The sequence below is a fragment of the Nonomuraea sp. NPDC050328 genome (assembly GCF_044459405.1).
Lineage (GTDB): Bacteria > Actinomycetota > Actinomycetes > Streptosporangiales > Streptosporangiaceae > Nonomuraea.
Genome location: NZ_JBITIW010000001.1, coordinates 827353 through 842696, shown reverse-complemented (window position 1 = coordinate 842696; position 15344 = coordinate 827353). Strand labels below are relative to the sequence as shown.

Annotated in this window: 12 protein-coding genes; 9 read left to right on the top strand and 3 right to left on the bottom strand. The window is 70.5% G+C overall.

Annotation, left to right across the window (positions count from 1 at the left end):
* Positions 1 to 54: 54 nt before the first annotated feature.
* On the top strand, positions 55 to 270 hold the full coding sequence (locus tag ACIBG7_RS03795) for an SCO4848 family membrane protein (RefSeq protein ID WP_397335080.1): 216 nt from the start codon (positions 55 to 57) through the stop codon (positions 268 to 270).
* Here ACIBG7_RS03795 and ACIBG7_RS03790 read toward each other — a convergent pair.
* Complete coding sequence (locus ACIBG7_RS03790; RefSeq protein WP_397335078.1) at positions 224 to 1624, bottom strand: peptide ligase PGM1-related protein; 1401 nt, start codon at positions 1622 to 1624, stop codon at positions 224 to 226. The two genes, ACIBG7_RS03795 and ACIBG7_RS03790, sit on opposite strands and share 47 nt — an antisense overlap.
* Before the next feature lie 392 nt (positions 1625 to 2016).
* Here ACIBG7_RS03790 and ACIBG7_RS03785 point away from each other — a divergent pair, with 392 nt between their 5' ends.
* A complete protein-coding gene (locus ACIBG7_RS03785) occupies positions 2017 to 3258 on the top strand; it encodes an amidohydrolase (RefSeq protein WP_397335077.1) in 1242 nt (413 codons plus the stop codon).
* A 98-nt stretch (positions 3259 to 3356) separates the two neighbouring features.
* On the opposite strand, the gene ACIBG7_RS03780 is transcribed toward ACIBG7_RS03785, so the two are convergent.
* Positions 3357 to 5228, bottom strand: a complete 1872-nt coding sequence (locus ACIBG7_RS03780; RefSeq protein ID WP_397335076.1) for a Xaa-Pro dipeptidyl-peptidase — start codon at positions 5226 to 5228, stop codon at positions 3357 to 3359.
* A gap of 42 nt (positions 5229 to 5270) precedes the next feature.
* On the bottom strand, positions 5271 to 7166 hold the full coding sequence (locus ACIBG7_RS03775) for a Xaa-Pro dipeptidyl-peptidase (RefSeq protein ID WP_397335075.1): 1896 nt from the start codon (positions 7164 to 7166) through the stop codon (positions 5271 to 5273).
* Between the two features lie 141 nt (positions 7167 to 7307).
* Here ACIBG7_RS03775 and ACIBG7_RS03770 point away from each other — a divergent pair, with 141 nt between their 5' ends.
* The 7 genes from ACIBG7_RS03770 to ACIBG7_RS03740 all read left to right on the top strand — a co-directional run bounded on the left by ACIBG7_RS03770 (position 7308) and on the right by ACIBG7_RS03740 (position 15320).
* Positions 7308 to 8375 carry a BMP family ABC transporter substrate-binding protein gene (locus ACIBG7_RS03770; protein ID WP_357916271.1) on the top strand — a complete coding sequence of 356 codons (1068 nt, stop codon included), beginning with the start codon at positions 7308 to 7310 and terminating at the stop codon, positions 8373 to 8375.
* Positions 8376 to 8538: 163 nt separating this feature from the next.
* Positions 8539 to 9603, top strand: a complete 1065-nt coding sequence (locus ACIBG7_RS03765; RefSeq protein WP_357916274.1) for a BMP family ABC transporter substrate-binding protein — start codon at positions 8539 to 8541, stop codon at positions 9601 to 9603.
* Between the two features lie 84 nt (positions 9604 to 9687).
* The gene (locus tag ACIBG7_RS03760; protein ID WP_357916277.1) at positions 9688 to 11223 is read left to right on the top strand and encodes an ABC transporter ATP-binding protein; all 1536 of its coding nucleotides are present in this window, start codon (positions 9688 to 9690) and stop codon (positions 11221 to 11223) included.
* Positions 11220 to 12380 (top strand): ABC transporter permease, encoded by a 1161-nt coding sequence (locus tag ACIBG7_RS03755; RefSeq protein WP_397335074.1) that lies wholly within the window; start codon positions 11220 to 11222, stop codon positions 12378 to 12380. The genes ACIBG7_RS03760 and ACIBG7_RS03755 overlap by 4 nt, the downstream gene beginning before the upstream one ends.
* Positions 12371 to 13636: an ABC transporter permease gene (locus ACIBG7_RS03750; RefSeq protein WP_397335339.1), complete on the top strand. Its 1266-nt coding sequence runs from the start codon at positions 12371 to 12373 to the stop codon at positions 13634 to 13636. Before ACIBG7_RS03755 ends, ACIBG7_RS03750 begins: the two co-directional genes overlap by 10 nt.
* Positions 13636 to 14049, top strand: a complete 414-nt coding sequence (locus tag ACIBG7_RS03745) for a cytidine deaminase (protein WP_397335073.1) — start codon at positions 13636 to 13638, stop codon at positions 14047 to 14049. The genes ACIBG7_RS03750 and ACIBG7_RS03745 overlap by 1 nt, the downstream gene beginning before the upstream one ends.
* Complete coding sequence (locus ACIBG7_RS03740) at positions 14049 to 15320, top strand: thymidine phosphorylase (RefSeq protein ID WP_357916289.1); 1272 nt, start codon at positions 14049 to 14051, stop codon at positions 15318 to 15320. The genes ACIBG7_RS03745 and ACIBG7_RS03740 overlap by 1 nt, the downstream gene beginning before the upstream one ends.
* The last annotated feature ends 24 nt before the right edge of the window (positions 15321 to 15344 follow it).

Genomic DNA, 15344 nt, shown 5'->3' with positions numbered 1-15344 from the left:
GAGTTTGACCATGTGCCGACACTTCCCCGTACGTCCACCGCCGATACTTGACGGATGTGGATGTCACGAAAGATCGCCGGATTCCTGATCGCCCTGGCGGCATTCATGATCTTCGAGTGGATCAGCCTTGGGTTTAACCTGGCCGACGGCCACGCGACCGGCTTCTACGTCGTGCACGGGATCCTGATCGGGGTGAACCTGGTGCTGGCGGTGGTGCTCGCGGTCATCGGCCTTCGGGGCGTCCGGTCCCGCAAAGGACCCGCCGGGTGAGGGCGTGCAGCTCGTCGGCCTCCTCCCTGGAGTCGCCGATGGAGGTGAAGCCCAGCTTGCCGTACTCGGGGATGGCGCCCATCAGGTGCAGCACGTTGCCGGTGCGCCGGACCGGGTCGAAGCCGAGCCCGGCGGCGTGCACGGCCTTGATGACCTCGGCGGGGGTCTGGCCGCCGCGGCAGCCGGTGTAGCAGTTGTCCGTGGCGGTGTAGTACTTCGGCTGGTCGCCGGCCATGAGCAGGCCGGTGCCGGCGTCGTAGCGGGCGCCGGTGGTGAGCAGCGTCGCGCCGAACGGGTGGGTCGTGCCGCCGATGCGCAGGTTGATCTCGCACAGCAGGGCCGCGTAGCCGGCGTCGGTCTTCATCGCGAAGAAGTCCATGCCGAACAGGCCCACCACGCCGCGCTCGGCGAGCACCCGGGAGATCTTGCGCGCCGAGCCGGCGACCTGCGCGCGGTACTCGGGGCGGGCCGGGAAGGTGCAGCCCTGGTAGACGTGGCCGTCGAGCACCTGGTCGTGCGTGGCCACGACGGTGTAGTCGCCGCCGGGCGTGATGCGCGCCAGCGCGCTGGGGTAGTAGAGCGGGCGGTGCTCGATGAACTCCTCGACGACGCCGCCGCGCTCGGCGAACTTGCCCATGAAGGAGTCCCAGGTCTCGCCCTCGGCGGAGAAGTCGATGGCCGACCAGTCGTCGCGGGGGAGGATGGCGTTGCCGAGGCCGGAGTAGCCGTCGTTGAGCTTGACGATCACACGCTCGCCGGGCAGGGAGTCCACCGCGTCCTGGATCTCGGCGACCGTGCGCAGGTCGCTGAACCCGCGGGCCATGGGCACCCCGGCCTGGCGGCCGATCTCGCGCGAGCCGCTCTTGGAGCCGTAGTAGGCCAGCTCGGTGGGCGGGCCGTACAGCGGCAGGCCCAGGTAGTCGGCCAGCCGGTCCTCCAGCTCGCTCATCACGAAGGGCACGAGCCAGGCGTCCTGGTCGAGCAGGCCGCGCACGCGCTCGATGACCTCGCGCCGGCGTAACACGGTGCGGGTGAGCGGCTGGGAGTCCGGCTCGTCCATGCTGATCATCGTCAGCCGGCGGCGGGCGTCCTCGGGGTCGGGCAGGAAGGACAGGTAGTAGTCCACGATCGCCGGATCGACGGGCCCGGATGAGAGATAGACCACTTTGACCCTGGGTTGCCGGAGCGTCAGCAAGAGGAACAGCAACCGTTCCTCGTAGCACCTCGCTCCCGTGATCCGGCGGAGTTCGTCCTGTGGCAGGGAGAGCGAGGGCACGACCACCAGGGTCCCCTCGCTCGGCTCGAAGATGCTCAGATGTGCATGCTTCTCCCCGAACGGGATATTAGTGATCATACAGCGAGTGAAACACGCATTCTTCTCAGATGCATGCATCGTGGCGGATTGATCGTCAGGACCGGAGGTGACAGGAATCGCGTGCGACCAGACGTTTGAGAATGGGCACTATGGGTCATGATCTAATGATCCCTTGTGACTATTTCCGGCGTCACATACAGTGACGACCTGCGGTTACGGTCAGCCCCGAGGTCAACTTTTGGTGTAGTTGTCCACGGGAAGCCTTGGCGGAGCGATAAAGTCGAAGGCATCGCCATCGGGGCTCCACAGTCAGCCTGCTGACGATCTTCATGCACCGAAACCTGTGGGTGCGGCATTCAATTCTTCGGGAAGTTGTCCAGACCGGGCGGCTGACGCGGTTAGGCGTATTCAGACAGCAGGGACGGTGACACATGCAGGGACGTGAGCTGCGGGGCGAACTCGACGCGTTCCTTGCGGAGACGGAGCAGGGGCTCAGGGCGTTCCGCCGGGACCTGCACAGGCATCCGGAGCTGGCGTTCGCGGAGTACCGCACGACCCGGCTCATCGCCGAGCGGCTCACCGCCGCCGGGCTCCACCCCTCCGTACTCCCGCGTGGCACCGGCCTGACCTGCGAGGTGGGCAGCGGCGACGGCCCCACCATCGCGCTGCGCGCCGACATCGACGCGCTGCCGCTGCAGGACGAGAAGGAAGTGGCCTACCGCTCCACCGTCCCCGGCGCCTGCCACGCCTGCGGGCACGACGTGCACACCGCCATCCTGCTCGGCACCACGCTCTTCCTGGCCCAGCAGGCCGACGCCGGCCTGCTGCCCGGCCGGGTGCGGCTGATCTTCCAGCCCGCCGAGGAACTGCCCGGCGGCGCGCTGGAGGTCATGGCCCACGGCGGCATCAGCGGCGTCGACCGCATCTTCGGCCTGCACTGCGACCCGCGCGTCGACGTCGGCCACGTCGGGCTCAAGACCGGGCCGATCACCTCCGCCTGCGACAAGCTGGCCATCCGGGTGAGCGGACCCGGCGGGCACACCGCCCGTCCCCACCTGACCGCCGACCTGGTCTTCGCGCTCGCCAAGATCCTCACCGAGCTGCCCGCCGCGCTGTCGCGCCGCATCGACCCGCGCTCCTCGCTCTCCCTGGTGTGGGGGCGCGTCGAGGCCGGCTCGGCGGCCAACGCCATCCCCGACGGCGGGCTGGCCGAGGGCACCGTGCGCTGCCTCGACGAGAACGCCTGGCACGCGGCGCCCGACCTGATCAAGGCGCTGCTGGAGTCGGTCGCCGGCGCCTACGGCGTCGAGGCGACGATGGAGTACAGCCGCGGCGTGCCGCCGGTCGTCAACGACGAGGTGAGCGTGCAGATGTTCGCCGAGGCGGCGGCCCGCGCGCTGGGCGACGGCTCGGTCGTGCCGACCCAGCAGTCGCTCGGCGGCGAGGACTTCGCCTGGTACCTCGAGTCGATCCCCGGCGCCTTCGCCCGGCTCGGCACCCGCTCGCCGGAGACGGACGTCACCTACGACATCCACCAGGGCACCTTCGACGTGGACGAGCGTTGCATCGGCGTCGGGGTCCGCCTCATGGCGCACACCGCGCTCACCGCCCTGTGGGAGGGCAAGCGGGTCAGCGAGGTCTCCGAGGAGCACCCGCTGGCCGAGCTGTTCTAGCCATTGGGAAAGGGCCCGGCCGCCGATGGCGACCGGGCCCTTTCGCGTGCCGTACCAGCCGGTGAGCTCTGCCGTACCGGCGGGCGGGCTTCGCCGGGCTAGCGGATGCGGCCGAAGACGACCGGCAGGCGGATCGAGGAGTGGCCGGGACTGACCTCGACCACGGTCCCCGGCGGGTAACGCAGGGTGAAGTCGCGGTCGGTGGACAGCAGCACGAGCCCGATCCGGTGCCCCTGCTTGAAGACGTAGTCGTTGGGCTGCAGGTCCCAGGTGAAGGAGTAGGTACGGCCCGGCCGGATCGGGTCGGTGCGCGCGGCGCTGTGCCGGTTGCGCACGTCGAGCCAGCCGCGGGTGACGACCTTGAACGGCGTCTCGGCCAGCGCGTGGTTGCGCAGGACCAGGCAGCCGGAGTCGCCCGGCACGCTCTCGCCGTAGCACCAGGTCTCGCCGGCGGGCACCGAGGCGCCGGTGGGCCGCGCGTCGGTGCCGTAGTCGACCAGCAGCGCCGTCAGGTACGGCGAGGCGCCGTCCCGCAGCGAGGCCCGGACGGTGACCGTCGGCGTGCCGGAGATGCGCACGTCGGCGGGCAGAGCCGAGGTGACCCAGGCCAGGCGGTTGGGATCGGGTCCCGGCGCGGCGGCGGCGAGCTGCTCGGCGGTGCGCTCCTTCTGGTCGGTGAACGACTCGCGGGCCAGCGCCGGCTTGGGCAGCAGGCCCAGCTTGCCGCCGGAGCCGGGCCACAGGTGCACCGGCACCGCGCCGGGCAGCGGCCAGGTGCGGTGCTGGCCCCAGACGCCGGGCGCGGTCTCGACGTCGGCGGCCGGCTCGCGCAGGATGCCGCTGTCGAGCCCGTACAGGAAGTGGTCGAACCAGCCGTGCAACTGCCGGAACCACTCGCGGGCGCGCAGGCTCCACGGGTCGCGGTGGCCGCTCATGTGCAGCCAGATCTTCTTGGGCGTGCGCACCCGGTCGAACCACTGCGCGAACTGCTTGGTCTTGACGTTCCAGTCGTTGAGCCCGTGCACGACGAAGACGCTCGCGCGCACCTTGTGCACGTCGTTGAGGTAGTTGCGGGCGTCCCAGAAGGCGCTGTAGTCGCCGGTGATCCGGTCCTGGGCCGCGGTGAGCGCGTCCATGACCGGGCGGCAGATCTCCTTGCCCTGCCTGGTCAGCACCGCCTTGGCCAGCACGTCGGCGTCCTCGCCCTGGTAGCCGCCGGGCGCGACGACGCCGCCGTTGGCGCGGTAGTAGTCGTACCAGGAGGAGATCGCGGCGATCGGCACGATGGTCTTGAGGCCCTCGACGCCGGTGGTGGCCACCGCGTTGGGCAGCGTGCCGTTGTAGGACGTGCCGATCATGCCGACGTTCCCGGTGGACCAGGTGGCGCTGACCGGGTTGCCGGCCTCGTCGAAGCCCTTGGCCCGGCCGTTGAGCCAGTCGATCGCGGCCTTCGGCCCGGCGGTCTCGTTGACGTCGCCGGTGGTCGGGCAGCCGGTGGCCCGGCCGCTGCCGAGGTTCTCGACCAGGGCGACGGCGTAGCCGAGCGGCAGGAAGTAGTTGTCGTAGTAGCCGTCGAAGACCAGCGGCTCCGGGCGGGCCTGCGAGCTGCGCAGGGTGGGCACCGGGTTGCCGTTCTCGTCCACGTCCACGACGTGGTTGGGGACGGTGAAGTCGATGCCGGCGTAGTACGGGCTGGCCTCCATGATGGTGGGCACCTTGAGCCCCTGCTCGGTCTCCTTGGGGCGCAGGATGTCGACGGCGACCCGGTCCGGCCGGCCGTCGTGGTCACTGTCGGTGCCGGCGACCTCGACGAAGACGGTCTGCTTGACGGCGTCGGCCCGCGAGAAGACGGGCTGCGTCGCGTTGTTCTGGACGACGATCGCGGGTGGTTCGGCGGCCGCCGCGGGTACCGCGGGGATCAGGGTGCTCACCAGGAGTACGGCGAGCACCTTCGGGCTGCTGCGTCGCATGGGGGGTGCTCCTCAGACGAAGAGAGTTGACTGCACTCTCCGTCAAGATCGGCCGTCAGGCAAGACCGGGAGCCGGAGCGAGGTCTGTCCGAGATCAACGGTGACGCGGGTGCCCGGCGGGTAGCGCAGCGTGTACTCCGGGTCGGTGGAGAGCAGGACGAGGGCGATGCGGTGGCCCTTGGCGAACACGTGGTCCTGCGGCTGGAGCGCCCAGCGGACCGTCCCGGAACGGGCGTCGGTCCAGCCCCGCGAGACGATCTTCCATGGCGTGTTCGCCGTCTCCCACCGGAACAGGTACTGGCAGACCTCGGGCTCGAAGCAGCGCTCCTTGCCGGTGGGCTCGAGCTCGCCGGTGGGGCGTCGGCCCGGGCCCAGGTCGACGAGCAGCGCGGTCAGCGTGGGGGAGGGCCCGGCCCGCTCGGCGCCGGTGGTGACCTCGGGGGCGCCGGCCAGGTGCACCGGCTCGGTCAGCGGCGGGGTGAGCCAGGCCAGCCGGTTGGGGTCGCGCCGGGTCAGCCGGGTGACGAGCTGCTCGGCGGTGCGGGCCTTCTGGTCGGTGAAGCGGGCCCGGCCGGGCCTTGCCGGTCCGGAGGTCAGCGTGTCGCCGGAAGGACGGAAGGTGAGCGTCCGCACGCCGGCGGGCGGCCAGGCGCCGTGCGTGTCCCAGCGGCCGGGCGCGGTCTCGACGTCCACCGGCGGCTCGGCGGTGATCCCGTTGTCCAGCCCGTACAGGAAGTGGTCGAACCAGGCGTGCAACTGGCGCACCCACTCGGCGGTCCTGAACGACATCGGATCGTGGTGGGCGCCCTGGTGCAGCCACAGCTTCCGCGGCGTACGGACCGCCTGCCACCACGACACGGCCTGATCGGGGCGGACGTTCCAGTCGTTGAGCCCCTGGACGGCGAAGACGCTCGCGGTGACCTTCCCGGCGTCCTTGAGGTAGTCGCGCTCGGCCCAGAAGCCGTTGTAGTCGCCGGTGCGGCGGTCCTGGTCGCGGGTCATGCGCTCGATCAGCCGGGTGCAGGCGGCCGGCGGGTTCTTGCGGGTGAGGGTGAAGGCGGCCATGACGTCGGCGTCCTCGCCCTGGTAGCCGCCCGGGGCGGTGACCGCGCCGTTGGCGCGGTAGTAGGCGTACCAGCTCGAGATGCCGGCGATCGGGACGATGGTCTTCAGGCCCTCGACGCCGGTGGCGGCGACGGCGTTGGGGATGGTGCCGTCCCAGGAGACGCCGATCATGCCGGCGTCGCCGCTGGCCCAGGTGGCGCGGGCGGGGGAGCCGTCCTCGCGGAAGGCGCGGGCACGGCCGTTCAGCCAGTCGATGACGGCCTTCGCGCCGGCGACCTCGGGGCGGCCGCCGGTGGTCGGGCAGCCGGTGCTGCCTGCCGTACCGAGGGGGCGGACGTGCAGGACGGCGTAGCCGCGGGGGACGAAGTAGTCGTCGAGGTAGGTGTCGGGCTCGGACGCGGTGAGCGGGGACTGCAGCGGGGCGCGCAGGCCCTTGAGCGGGCGGCCGGTGCGGTCGACGTCCACGACGTGGTTGCGGACGCGGTTGCCGCCGCCGAGGTAGGGGCTGGCGGTGATGATCGCGGCGGCCTCGAGGTCGCCGGCCGGGCGGACCAGGGTGACCTCGACCCGGTCAGGGCGGCCGTCGGCGTCGCTGTCGACGCCCGGGACCTCGACGTGCACGCGCTCGTGGCGGGCGGCGGCCAGGGTGGTGACGGGCTGGGTGGCGCCGTCCTCGACGCGCAGACCGGACGGGACCTGCCCGGCGGGCCGGCTCGGCGCCGGGGCGGGAGTGCCCGGCGGCACCCCGGTCCCCCCGGCCGGCGGGACGGCTCCGGTGGTGCCGGAGAGGGTGCGGGCGGCGGGCGCGGTGGCGGCGCAGGCGGTGGAGAAGGCCAGGACCCCGACCAGGGCTAACCGGGCGAAACATCGCAAAGCAAGCTCCCCGAGGCAGGCCGAAATATCCAGAAATGCTAGTAGAGATCTTTGCTTTGTGGACGTTTTGCCTGACCGCGCTGTTGTGCTGACCGGAAGCCGGTCACTCATCTGGGGTAACGGCTTATCGAAGGAGACAGCGTGCGTCCCATCACCGGCCTTCTGGCTGTCGCGGCCGTCCTGGCCATGTCCGCGTGCGGCGGCACATCCGACACCCCGGGCTCATCAGGTTCCAGCCCGACCGCCTCCGGGGCCGCGTCCGGCGGCGGGAAGGCGGGCTCCTCCCTCAAGGTCGGCCTGGCCTACGACATCGGCGGCCGCGGTGACCAGTCGTTCAACGACCAGGCGGCGGCGGGGCTGGACAAGGCCAAGCAGGACTTCGGCCTGGCCGAGACCAAGGAGCTGGAGGCGGCCGGTGGCGAGACGGACGCGCAGAAGGAGGAGCGGCTGCGGCTGCTCGCCTCCGGCGGGTACAACCCGATCATCGCGGTCGGCTTCGCCTACTCGGGGCCGCTGACCAAGGTGGCCAAGGAGTTCCCGGACACCAAGTTCGCCATCGTGGACGACGCCAACGCCGCCGCGACGAACATCTCCAACCTGGTCTTCGCCGACGAGCAGGGCTCCTTCCTGGTCGGCGCCGCGGCGGCGCTGAAGACCAAGAAGAACAACGTCGGCTTCGTCGGCGGCGTGCAGGTGCCGCTGATCAAGAAGTTCGAGACCGGCTACGCGCAGGGCGTCAAGCACGTCAAGGCCGACGCCCAGGTGCAGACCAAGTACCTGACCCAGCCGCCGGACTTCAGCGGCTTCGCCGACCCGGCCAAGGGCAAGACCGCGGCAGAGGGCATGTTCGACGGCGGCGCGGATATCGTCTACCAGGCGGCCGGCGGCTCGGGCGCGGGCGTCTTCGAGGCGGCCAAGGCGGCCAACGGCTGGGCCATCGGCGTCGACTCCGACCAGGCGCTCACCGCCTCGGAGGGGGTGCGCGACCGCATCCTGACCTCGATGATCAAGAAGGTGGACGTCGCGGTCTACGACTTCATCGACTCCACGATCAAGGGCACGGTGAAGTCCGGGCCGGTCATGTACGACCTGGCCAAGAACGGCGTCGACTACGCGACGACCGGCGGGCACGTGGACGACATCAAGGCTCAGCTCGACGATCTGAAGAAGCAGATCATCGACGGCAAGATCAAGGTCGCGACCGGATGATCTTCGCAGGAAATCACAGACCGGACTGAGGTGCATAACGGACCTATTGCGGACCTGTGCCTGGGTATGGAGTACTCCAGGTGAACGAATATCTTCCCAGTGTGAGAGTTGCCGTGCGTTCCGCGCGTGCGACGTGAAGTGCGCACGGAGGGGGAGTTCCCACTTGATCCGCAAACTGGCCGTCACCGGCGTGACCGGTGCTCTGCTTTTGGCCGCCGCCGCGTGCGGCGGCGGTTCCGGCACCACCACCGAGGCCTCGCAGGCCCCGGGTGCCGCCTCCTCTGCCCCGGCTCCCGACAAGAAGGGCGCCAAGGTCGGCCTGGCCTACGACATCGGCGGCCGCGGTGACCAGTCGTTCAACGACGCCGCCGCCGCCGGCCTCGACAAGGCCAAGGGCGAGTTCGGTCTCGAGACGAAGGAGCTCGAGGCGGCCGGTGGCGAGACGGACGCGCAGAAGGAGGAGCGGCTCCGCCTGCTCGCCTCCGGCGGGTTCAACCCGATCATCGCGGTCGGCTTCGCCTACTCCGGCCCGGTCAAGAAGGTCGCCGGCGAGTTCCCCGACGTCAAGTTCGCCATCGTGGACGACGCCGCCGAGGGCGCCAACATCTCCAACCTCCTCTTCGCCGAGGAGCAGGGCTCGTTCCTGGTCGGCGCCGCTGCCGCGCTCAAGTCGAAGACCGGCAACGTCGGCTTCGTCGGCGGCGTGGACGTTCCGCTGATCAAGAAGTTCCAGGCGGGCTTCGAGGCGGGCGCCAAGGCCGTCAAGGCCGACATCAAGATCCAGACCAAGTACCTCACCCAGCCGCCGGACTTCAGCGGCTTCGCCGACCCGGCCAAGGGCAAGACGGCGGCCGAGGGCATGTTCGACGGTGGCGCCGACATCGTCTACCAGGCCGCGGGCGGTTCCGGCGGCGGCGTGTTCGAGGCCGCCAAGGCCGCGGGCAAGTTCGCCATCGGCGTCGACTCCGACCAGGCCCTGACCGCCGACGCCGCGGTCAAGGACGTCATCATCACCTCGATGCTCAAGAAGGTCGACGTCGCGGTCTACGACTTCCTGAAGTCGTTCAACGGCGGCACGGTCAAGGCCGGCCCGACCGTCTACGACCTCAAGGCGGGCGGTGTCGACTACTCCGTCACCGGCGGCAAGATCGATGACATCAAGTCCAAGCTGGACGAGTACAAGCAGCAGATCATCGACGGGAAGATCACCGTTCCCAACGGTTCCTGATCCGTCCTGATCGCCAAGGGCCCGGTGTCCGACACACCGGGCCTTTTGGGTTACTGTCTGTAGTCAGAAAGCCGGGGCCATCCAGTGGGGGAGGCCGACATCAGCACCCAGCCAGCAGTCGAGCTCGTCGGGATCACCAAGAGGTTCCCCGGCGTGGTCGCCAACCGCGACATCCACCTCAGCGTGGAAAAAGGCGAGATCCACGCCATCGTCGGGGAGAACGGAGCGGGCAAGTCCACGCTCATGAAGATCCTTTACGGCATGCAACGGCCGGACGAGGGCACCATCAGCGTCAACGGCGAGAAGGTCGCCTTCCACTCGCCCGCCGACGCGATCAACGTCGGCATCGGCATGGTCCACCAGCACTTCATGCTGGCCGACAACCTGACCGTGCTGGAGAACGTGATCCTCGGCAGTGAGCCGCGCAAGGGCGGGGTCGGCATCGACTTCGCGGCGGCCCGCCGGAAGATCAAGGAGATCTCCGACGCCTACGGTCTGGGCATCGACCCCGACGTCCTGGTCGAGGAGATCGGCGTCGGCACCCGGCAGCGTGTGGAGATCCTCAAGGTCCTCTACCGCGGCGCCAAGATCCTCATTCTCGACGAGCCCACCGCGGTCCTCGTGCCGCACGAGGTGGACGAGCTGTTCGAGAACCTCAAGGAGCTGGTGCGCGAGGGCCTCACCATCATCTTCATCTCCCACCACCTCGACGAGGTGCTCAAGGTCGCCGACTCGATCACGGTCATCCGCCGGGGCACCACCGTCGCCAGCGTCAACCCGCGCGACGTCACGGCCCGCCAGCTCGCCGAGCTCATGGTCGGCAGCGAGCTGCCCAGCCCCGAGACGCGCGAGTCGACCGTCACCGACACGGTCGCCCTGTCGGCGCGCAACCTCACGGTACGCGCCGCCGACGGCCGCATCCTGGTCGACGACGTCACCTTCGAGGTGCGCAAGGGCGAGGTGCTCGGCATCGCCGGCGTCGAGGGCAACGGCCAGGCCGAACTGGTCGAGGCGATCATGGGCATGCGGGCCGCCACCGGCGCCATCACGCTGGACGGCACCGACGTCTCCGCCTGGTCCACGCTCAAGCGCCGCGAGGCGGGCATCGGCTTCATCCCCGAGGACCGCCACCGGCACGGCCTGCTCCTCGAATCGGCGCTCTGGGAGAACCGCATCCTCGGCCACCAGACCCAGAAGCCCAACGTCAAGGGCCCCTGGATCGACCGGGCCGGAGCGCGCCGCGACACCGAGCGCATCGTCGCGCAGTACGACGTCCGCACGCCCGGCATCGACGTCAAGGCGGCCGCTCTGTCCGGCGGCAACCAGCAGAAGCTGATCGTCGGCCGCGAGATGAGCGGCAAGCCGGTGTTCCTCATCGCCTCCCACCCCACCCGCGGCGTCGACGTCGGCGCGCAGGCGGCGATCTGGGACCACCTGCGCGAGGCGCGGGCGGCCGGCCTGGCCGTCCTGCTGATATCCGCCGACCTCGACGAGCTGATCGGCCTGTCCGACACGCTCAAGGTGATCCTGCGAGGCCGCCTGGTGGCCGACGTGGACCCGGCGACCGTTACCCCCGAGGAGCTGGGCTCGGCCATGACTGGAGCGGGAGAGGCGGCATGAGCGAGAAGACCTCGCCCGTGGTCAAGGACACCTTCGTCAACCGGCTGCTCGGCCGCGTCACGCTGTCCGGCTGGCTGGCGCTGGCCGCGCCGCTGCTGGCCATCGTCTTCGCCGCGCTGGTCACCGGGATCGTCCTGGCCGTCACCGGCAACCCGCCGCTGGAGACGCTCGAGCTCATGGTCGAGTACGGCACGCAGCCGCGCACGATGGTGCTCACGCTGAACAGCGCGACCCTGTACTACATCTCGGCCCTGGCGGTGGCGCTGGGCTTCCGGATGAACCTCTTCAACATCGGCGTGGACGGCCAGTACCGGGTGGCCGCGATCATCGCCGCGGCGGTCGGCGGCGCGGGCCTCCCGCTCCCCGGCTGGCTGCAGGCCCTGGTGATCCTGGCCGCGGCCATGGCGACCGGCGCGCTCTGGGCGGCCATCGCCGGCCTGCTCAAGGCCTACCGCGGCGTCAGTGAGGTCGTCTCGACGATCATGCTGAACTACATCGCCACCTCGCTCGTCGCCTACCTCCTGGTCAACGTCTTCGGCGTGGCCGTGGCCGGCAGCAACAACATCGGCACCAAGCCGATCCCCGAGGAGTCCCGCATCCCCGGCCTGGCGCTGATCCCCGGCACCGAGTCGAAGGTCTTCGGCCTGATCATCCTGGCCGCGCTGCTCGGCATCGCCTTCCACGTCCTGCTCAACCGCACGCGCTTCGGCTTCGACCTGCGGACCACCGGCCTCAACCAGGAGGCCGCGGTCGCCGGCGGCGTCAACGTCAAGCGCATGGTGGTCATCGCGATGGTCATCTCCGGCGGCATCGCCGGCCTGGCGGGCATGCCGCAGCTGATGGGCGCCTCCTACTCCTACAGCCTCGACTTCCCGGCCGGCCTGGGCTTCACCGGCATCGCCATCGCGCTGCTGGGCCGCAACAACCCGGTCGGCATCGCCTTCGCGGCCATCCTGTGGGGCTTCCTGTACAACTCCGCGCAGATCCTCGACCTGCACGACGTGCCCACCGAGATCGTCGAGATCATGCAGGGCATCACCGTGCTGTCCGTGGTGATCGCCTACGAGCTGGTGCACCGCTACCGCATCGCGGCGGAGCAGCGGAAGGTCAGTAAAGAGCTGGCTGCGGCTCCCGCGCCGGAAGGGGCATCGAAGTGAGCGTCACCTCCCAGGCTCTCGCCGCGGTCAAGAAGCCGCGCAAGTTCCGGCTGACCTGGCCGATCGTGCTGGGCGGCGTGGTCGCGCTGATCCTGCTGCTGTCGATCACCCGCGTGGTCAGCGGGGCCAACGACATCACCTCCGGCGGCACCATGGCCGCCATGCTGGCGGCGGCGGTGCCGATCGGGCTCGCCGGTCTGGGCGGCCTGTGGTCCGAGCGTTCCGGCGTGGTCAACATCGGCCTCGAGGGCATGATGATCCTCGGCACCTGGTTCGGCGCGTGGGGCGCGGTCACGTGGGGCCCGTGGATGGGCATCCTGCTGGGCGCGATCGGCGGCGCGATCGGCGCGGTGCTGCACGCCGTCGCCACCGTGACCTTCGGCGTCGACCACGTGGTCTCCGGCGTGGCGATCAACATCCTCGGCTTCGGCGCGGCCAAGTACCTCGCCGCGGCGGTCTTCGCCGACCTGCCCGGCGGTGGCGACACCCAGTCGCCACGGTTGCCCAGCCCGGGCACCTTCAGCATCCCGGGGATCGGCGAACCGCTGCGCTCGCTGGAGCAGACGCACATCTTCTTCCTGTCCGACCTGGCCGGGGTGCTGCGCGGGCTGACCCAGAACGTGTCGTGGTTCACCCTGCTGGCCGTGCTGATGGTGCCGCTGACCTGGTGGGTGCTGTGGCGCACCGCCTTCGGCCTGCGGCTGCGCTCGTGTGGTGAGAGCCCCACGGCGGCCGAGTCGCTCGGCGTGAACGTCTACTACTACAAGTACGTCGCCGTGATCGTCTCGGGCGTCATGGCCGGTCTGGGCGGCGCGTTCCTGTCGCTGGTCGCGGCGGGCATCTACCGCGAGGGCCAGACGGGCGGGCGCGGCTACATCGGTCTGGCCACGCTGATCTTCGGCAACTACCGGCCCGGCGGGCTGGCCGGCGGCGCGCTGCTGTTCGGCTACACCGACTCGCTGCAGTTGCGGCAGGGCGGCACCTCGGTGCACGCGCTGCTGTTCACGCTGTCGCTGCTGGTCGTGGGGGCGGCGGTCTACCTGCTGGTCAAGCGGCACCGCAACGTGCCGGCGCTGATCACCGCGGTGGCGGGCGTGCTGGTGTTCTGGCTCTACCAGGTCACCGACAGCGTGCCGGAGCAGTTCACCACGGCGACGCCGTACATCGTCACGCTGCTGGTCCTGGCGCTGGCCTCCCAGCGGCTCCGGCCGCCGGCGGCCGACGGCCTGCCGTACCGGCGCGGGCAGGGGCACTGATGAGCGAGCGGAACGACCCCCGGATCGACTGGGAGGCCCTGCGCGAGGCCGCGCGGGCGGCGATGGCGCTCGCCTACGCCCCCTACTCCGAGTTCCCGGTGGGGGCGGCGGCGCTGGTCGACAACGGGCGCATCGTCAGCGGCTGCAACGTGGAGAACGCCTCCTACGGGCTCGGCCTGTGCGCGGAGTGCTCGATGGTCTCTGCGCTGCGCATGTCGGGCGGCGGCCGGCTGGTGGCCTTCACCTGCTGCGACGGGGCGGGCAACCTGCTCATGCCGTGCGGGCGCTGCCGCCAGTTGTTGTTCGAGTTCGGGGGGCCCGAGTTGATCGTGGAGACCCCCGACGGGCCGAAGCGCATGGCGGAGGTCCTGCCGTACGCCTTCGGGCCCGACGATCTTTCCCGGGGGATTTGATGGACGTCATCGAGGTCATCCGCCGCAAGCGGGACCGCGGCGAGCTGTCGCCGGAGCAGATCTCGTGGGTGATCGACGCCTACACCCAGGGCGTGGTCGCCGACGAGCAGATGGCGGCGCTGGCCATGGCCATCCTGCTCAACGGCATGGACCGGCGGGAGATCGCCGACTGGACGCAGGCCATGATCGCCTCGGGCGAGCGGATGGACTGGTCGATGCTCGACCGGCCGACCGCCGACAAGCACTCGACCGGCGGCGTGGGCGACAAGATCACCCTGCCGCTGGCGCCCCTGGTGGCGGCCTGCGGCGCGTACGTGCCGCAGTTGTCGGGCCGCGGGCTCGGGCACACCGGCGGCACGCTCGACAAGCTGGAGTCGATCCCCGGCTGGCGGGCCTCGCTGTCCAACGAGGAGATGCTCGCCGTGCTGCGCTCGGCCGGCGCGGTCATCTGCGCGGCCGGCTCCGGCCTGGCCCCGGCCGACAAGAAGCTCTACGCGCTGCGTGACGTCACCGGCACCGTCGAGTCCATCCCGCTCATCGCCTCGTCGATCATGTCGAAGAAGATCGCCGAAGGCACGGGCGCGCTGGTCCTCGACGTCAAGGTGGGCAGCGGCGCGTTCATGAAGGACGTCGACAACGCCCGCGAGCTGGCCACCACCATGGTCTCGCTGGGCAAGGACGCGGGCGTGCGCACGGTCGCGCTGCTGACCGCGATGGACCGGCCGCTCGGCCTGGCGGTCGGCAACGCGCTGGAGGTCGAGGAGTCGGTGGAGGTGCTCGCCGGCGGCGGACCCGCCGACGTCGTCGAGCTCACCGTCCGGCTGGCCAGGGAGATGCTGGAGACCGCCGGGGTCTCCGGCAAGGACCCGGCCGAGGCGCTCAAGGACGGCTCGGCCATGGACGCCTGGCGTCGGATGATCAGCGCGCAGGGCGGCGACCCCGACGCGCTGCTGCCGCGCGCCGCCGAGACGCTGACCGTCGAGGCCCCGGCCTCCGGCGTGCTGACCCGGCTGGACGCCTACGCCGTGGGCCTGGCCGCCTGGCGGCTCGGCGCGGGCCGGGCGCGCAAGGAGGACCCGGTGTCCTTCGGCGCCGGCGTCATGCTCCACGCCAAGCCGGGCGACATCGTGCGGGCGGGCCAGCCGCTGCTGACCCTGCACGCCGACGAGACCGACCGCTTCGCCCGCGCTCTGGAGGCGCTGGAGGGCGGCTACGAGGTCGGTTCCCACTCGGTCGAGCAGCTCCCGCTGGTGATCGACCGCATCGCCTGACCGTCGCGGGCGGCGCCCGGGGCC

Coding starts and splice junctions, on each gene's coding strand:
- ACIBG7_RS03795 (WP_397335080.1), top strand. CDS start 55: ATGTGGATGTCACGAAAGATCGCCGGATTCCTGATCGCCCTGGCGGCA.
- ACIBG7_RS03790 (WP_397335078.1), bottom strand. CDS start 1,624: ATGATCACTAATATCCCGTTCGGGGAGAAGCATGCACATCTGAGCATC.
- ACIBG7_RS03785 (WP_397335077.1), top strand. CDS start 2,017: ATGCAGGGACGTGAGCTGCGGGGCGAACTCGACGCGTTCCTTGCGGAG.
- ACIBG7_RS03780 (WP_397335076.1), bottom strand. CDS start 5,228: ATGCGACGCAGCAGCCCGAAGGTGCTCGCCGTACTCCTGGTGAGCACC.
- ACIBG7_RS03755 (WP_397335074.1), top strand. CDS start 11,220: ATGAGCGAGAAGACCTCGCCCGTGGTCAAGGACACCTTCGTCAACCGG.
- ACIBG7_RS03745 (WP_397335073.1), top strand. CDS start 13,636: ATGAGCGAGCGGAACGACCCCCGGATCGACTGGGAGGCCCTGCGCGAG.
- ACIBG7_RS03740 (WP_357916289.1), top strand. CDS start 14,049: ATGGACGTCATCGAGGTCATCCGCCGCAAGCGGGACCGCGGCGAGCTG.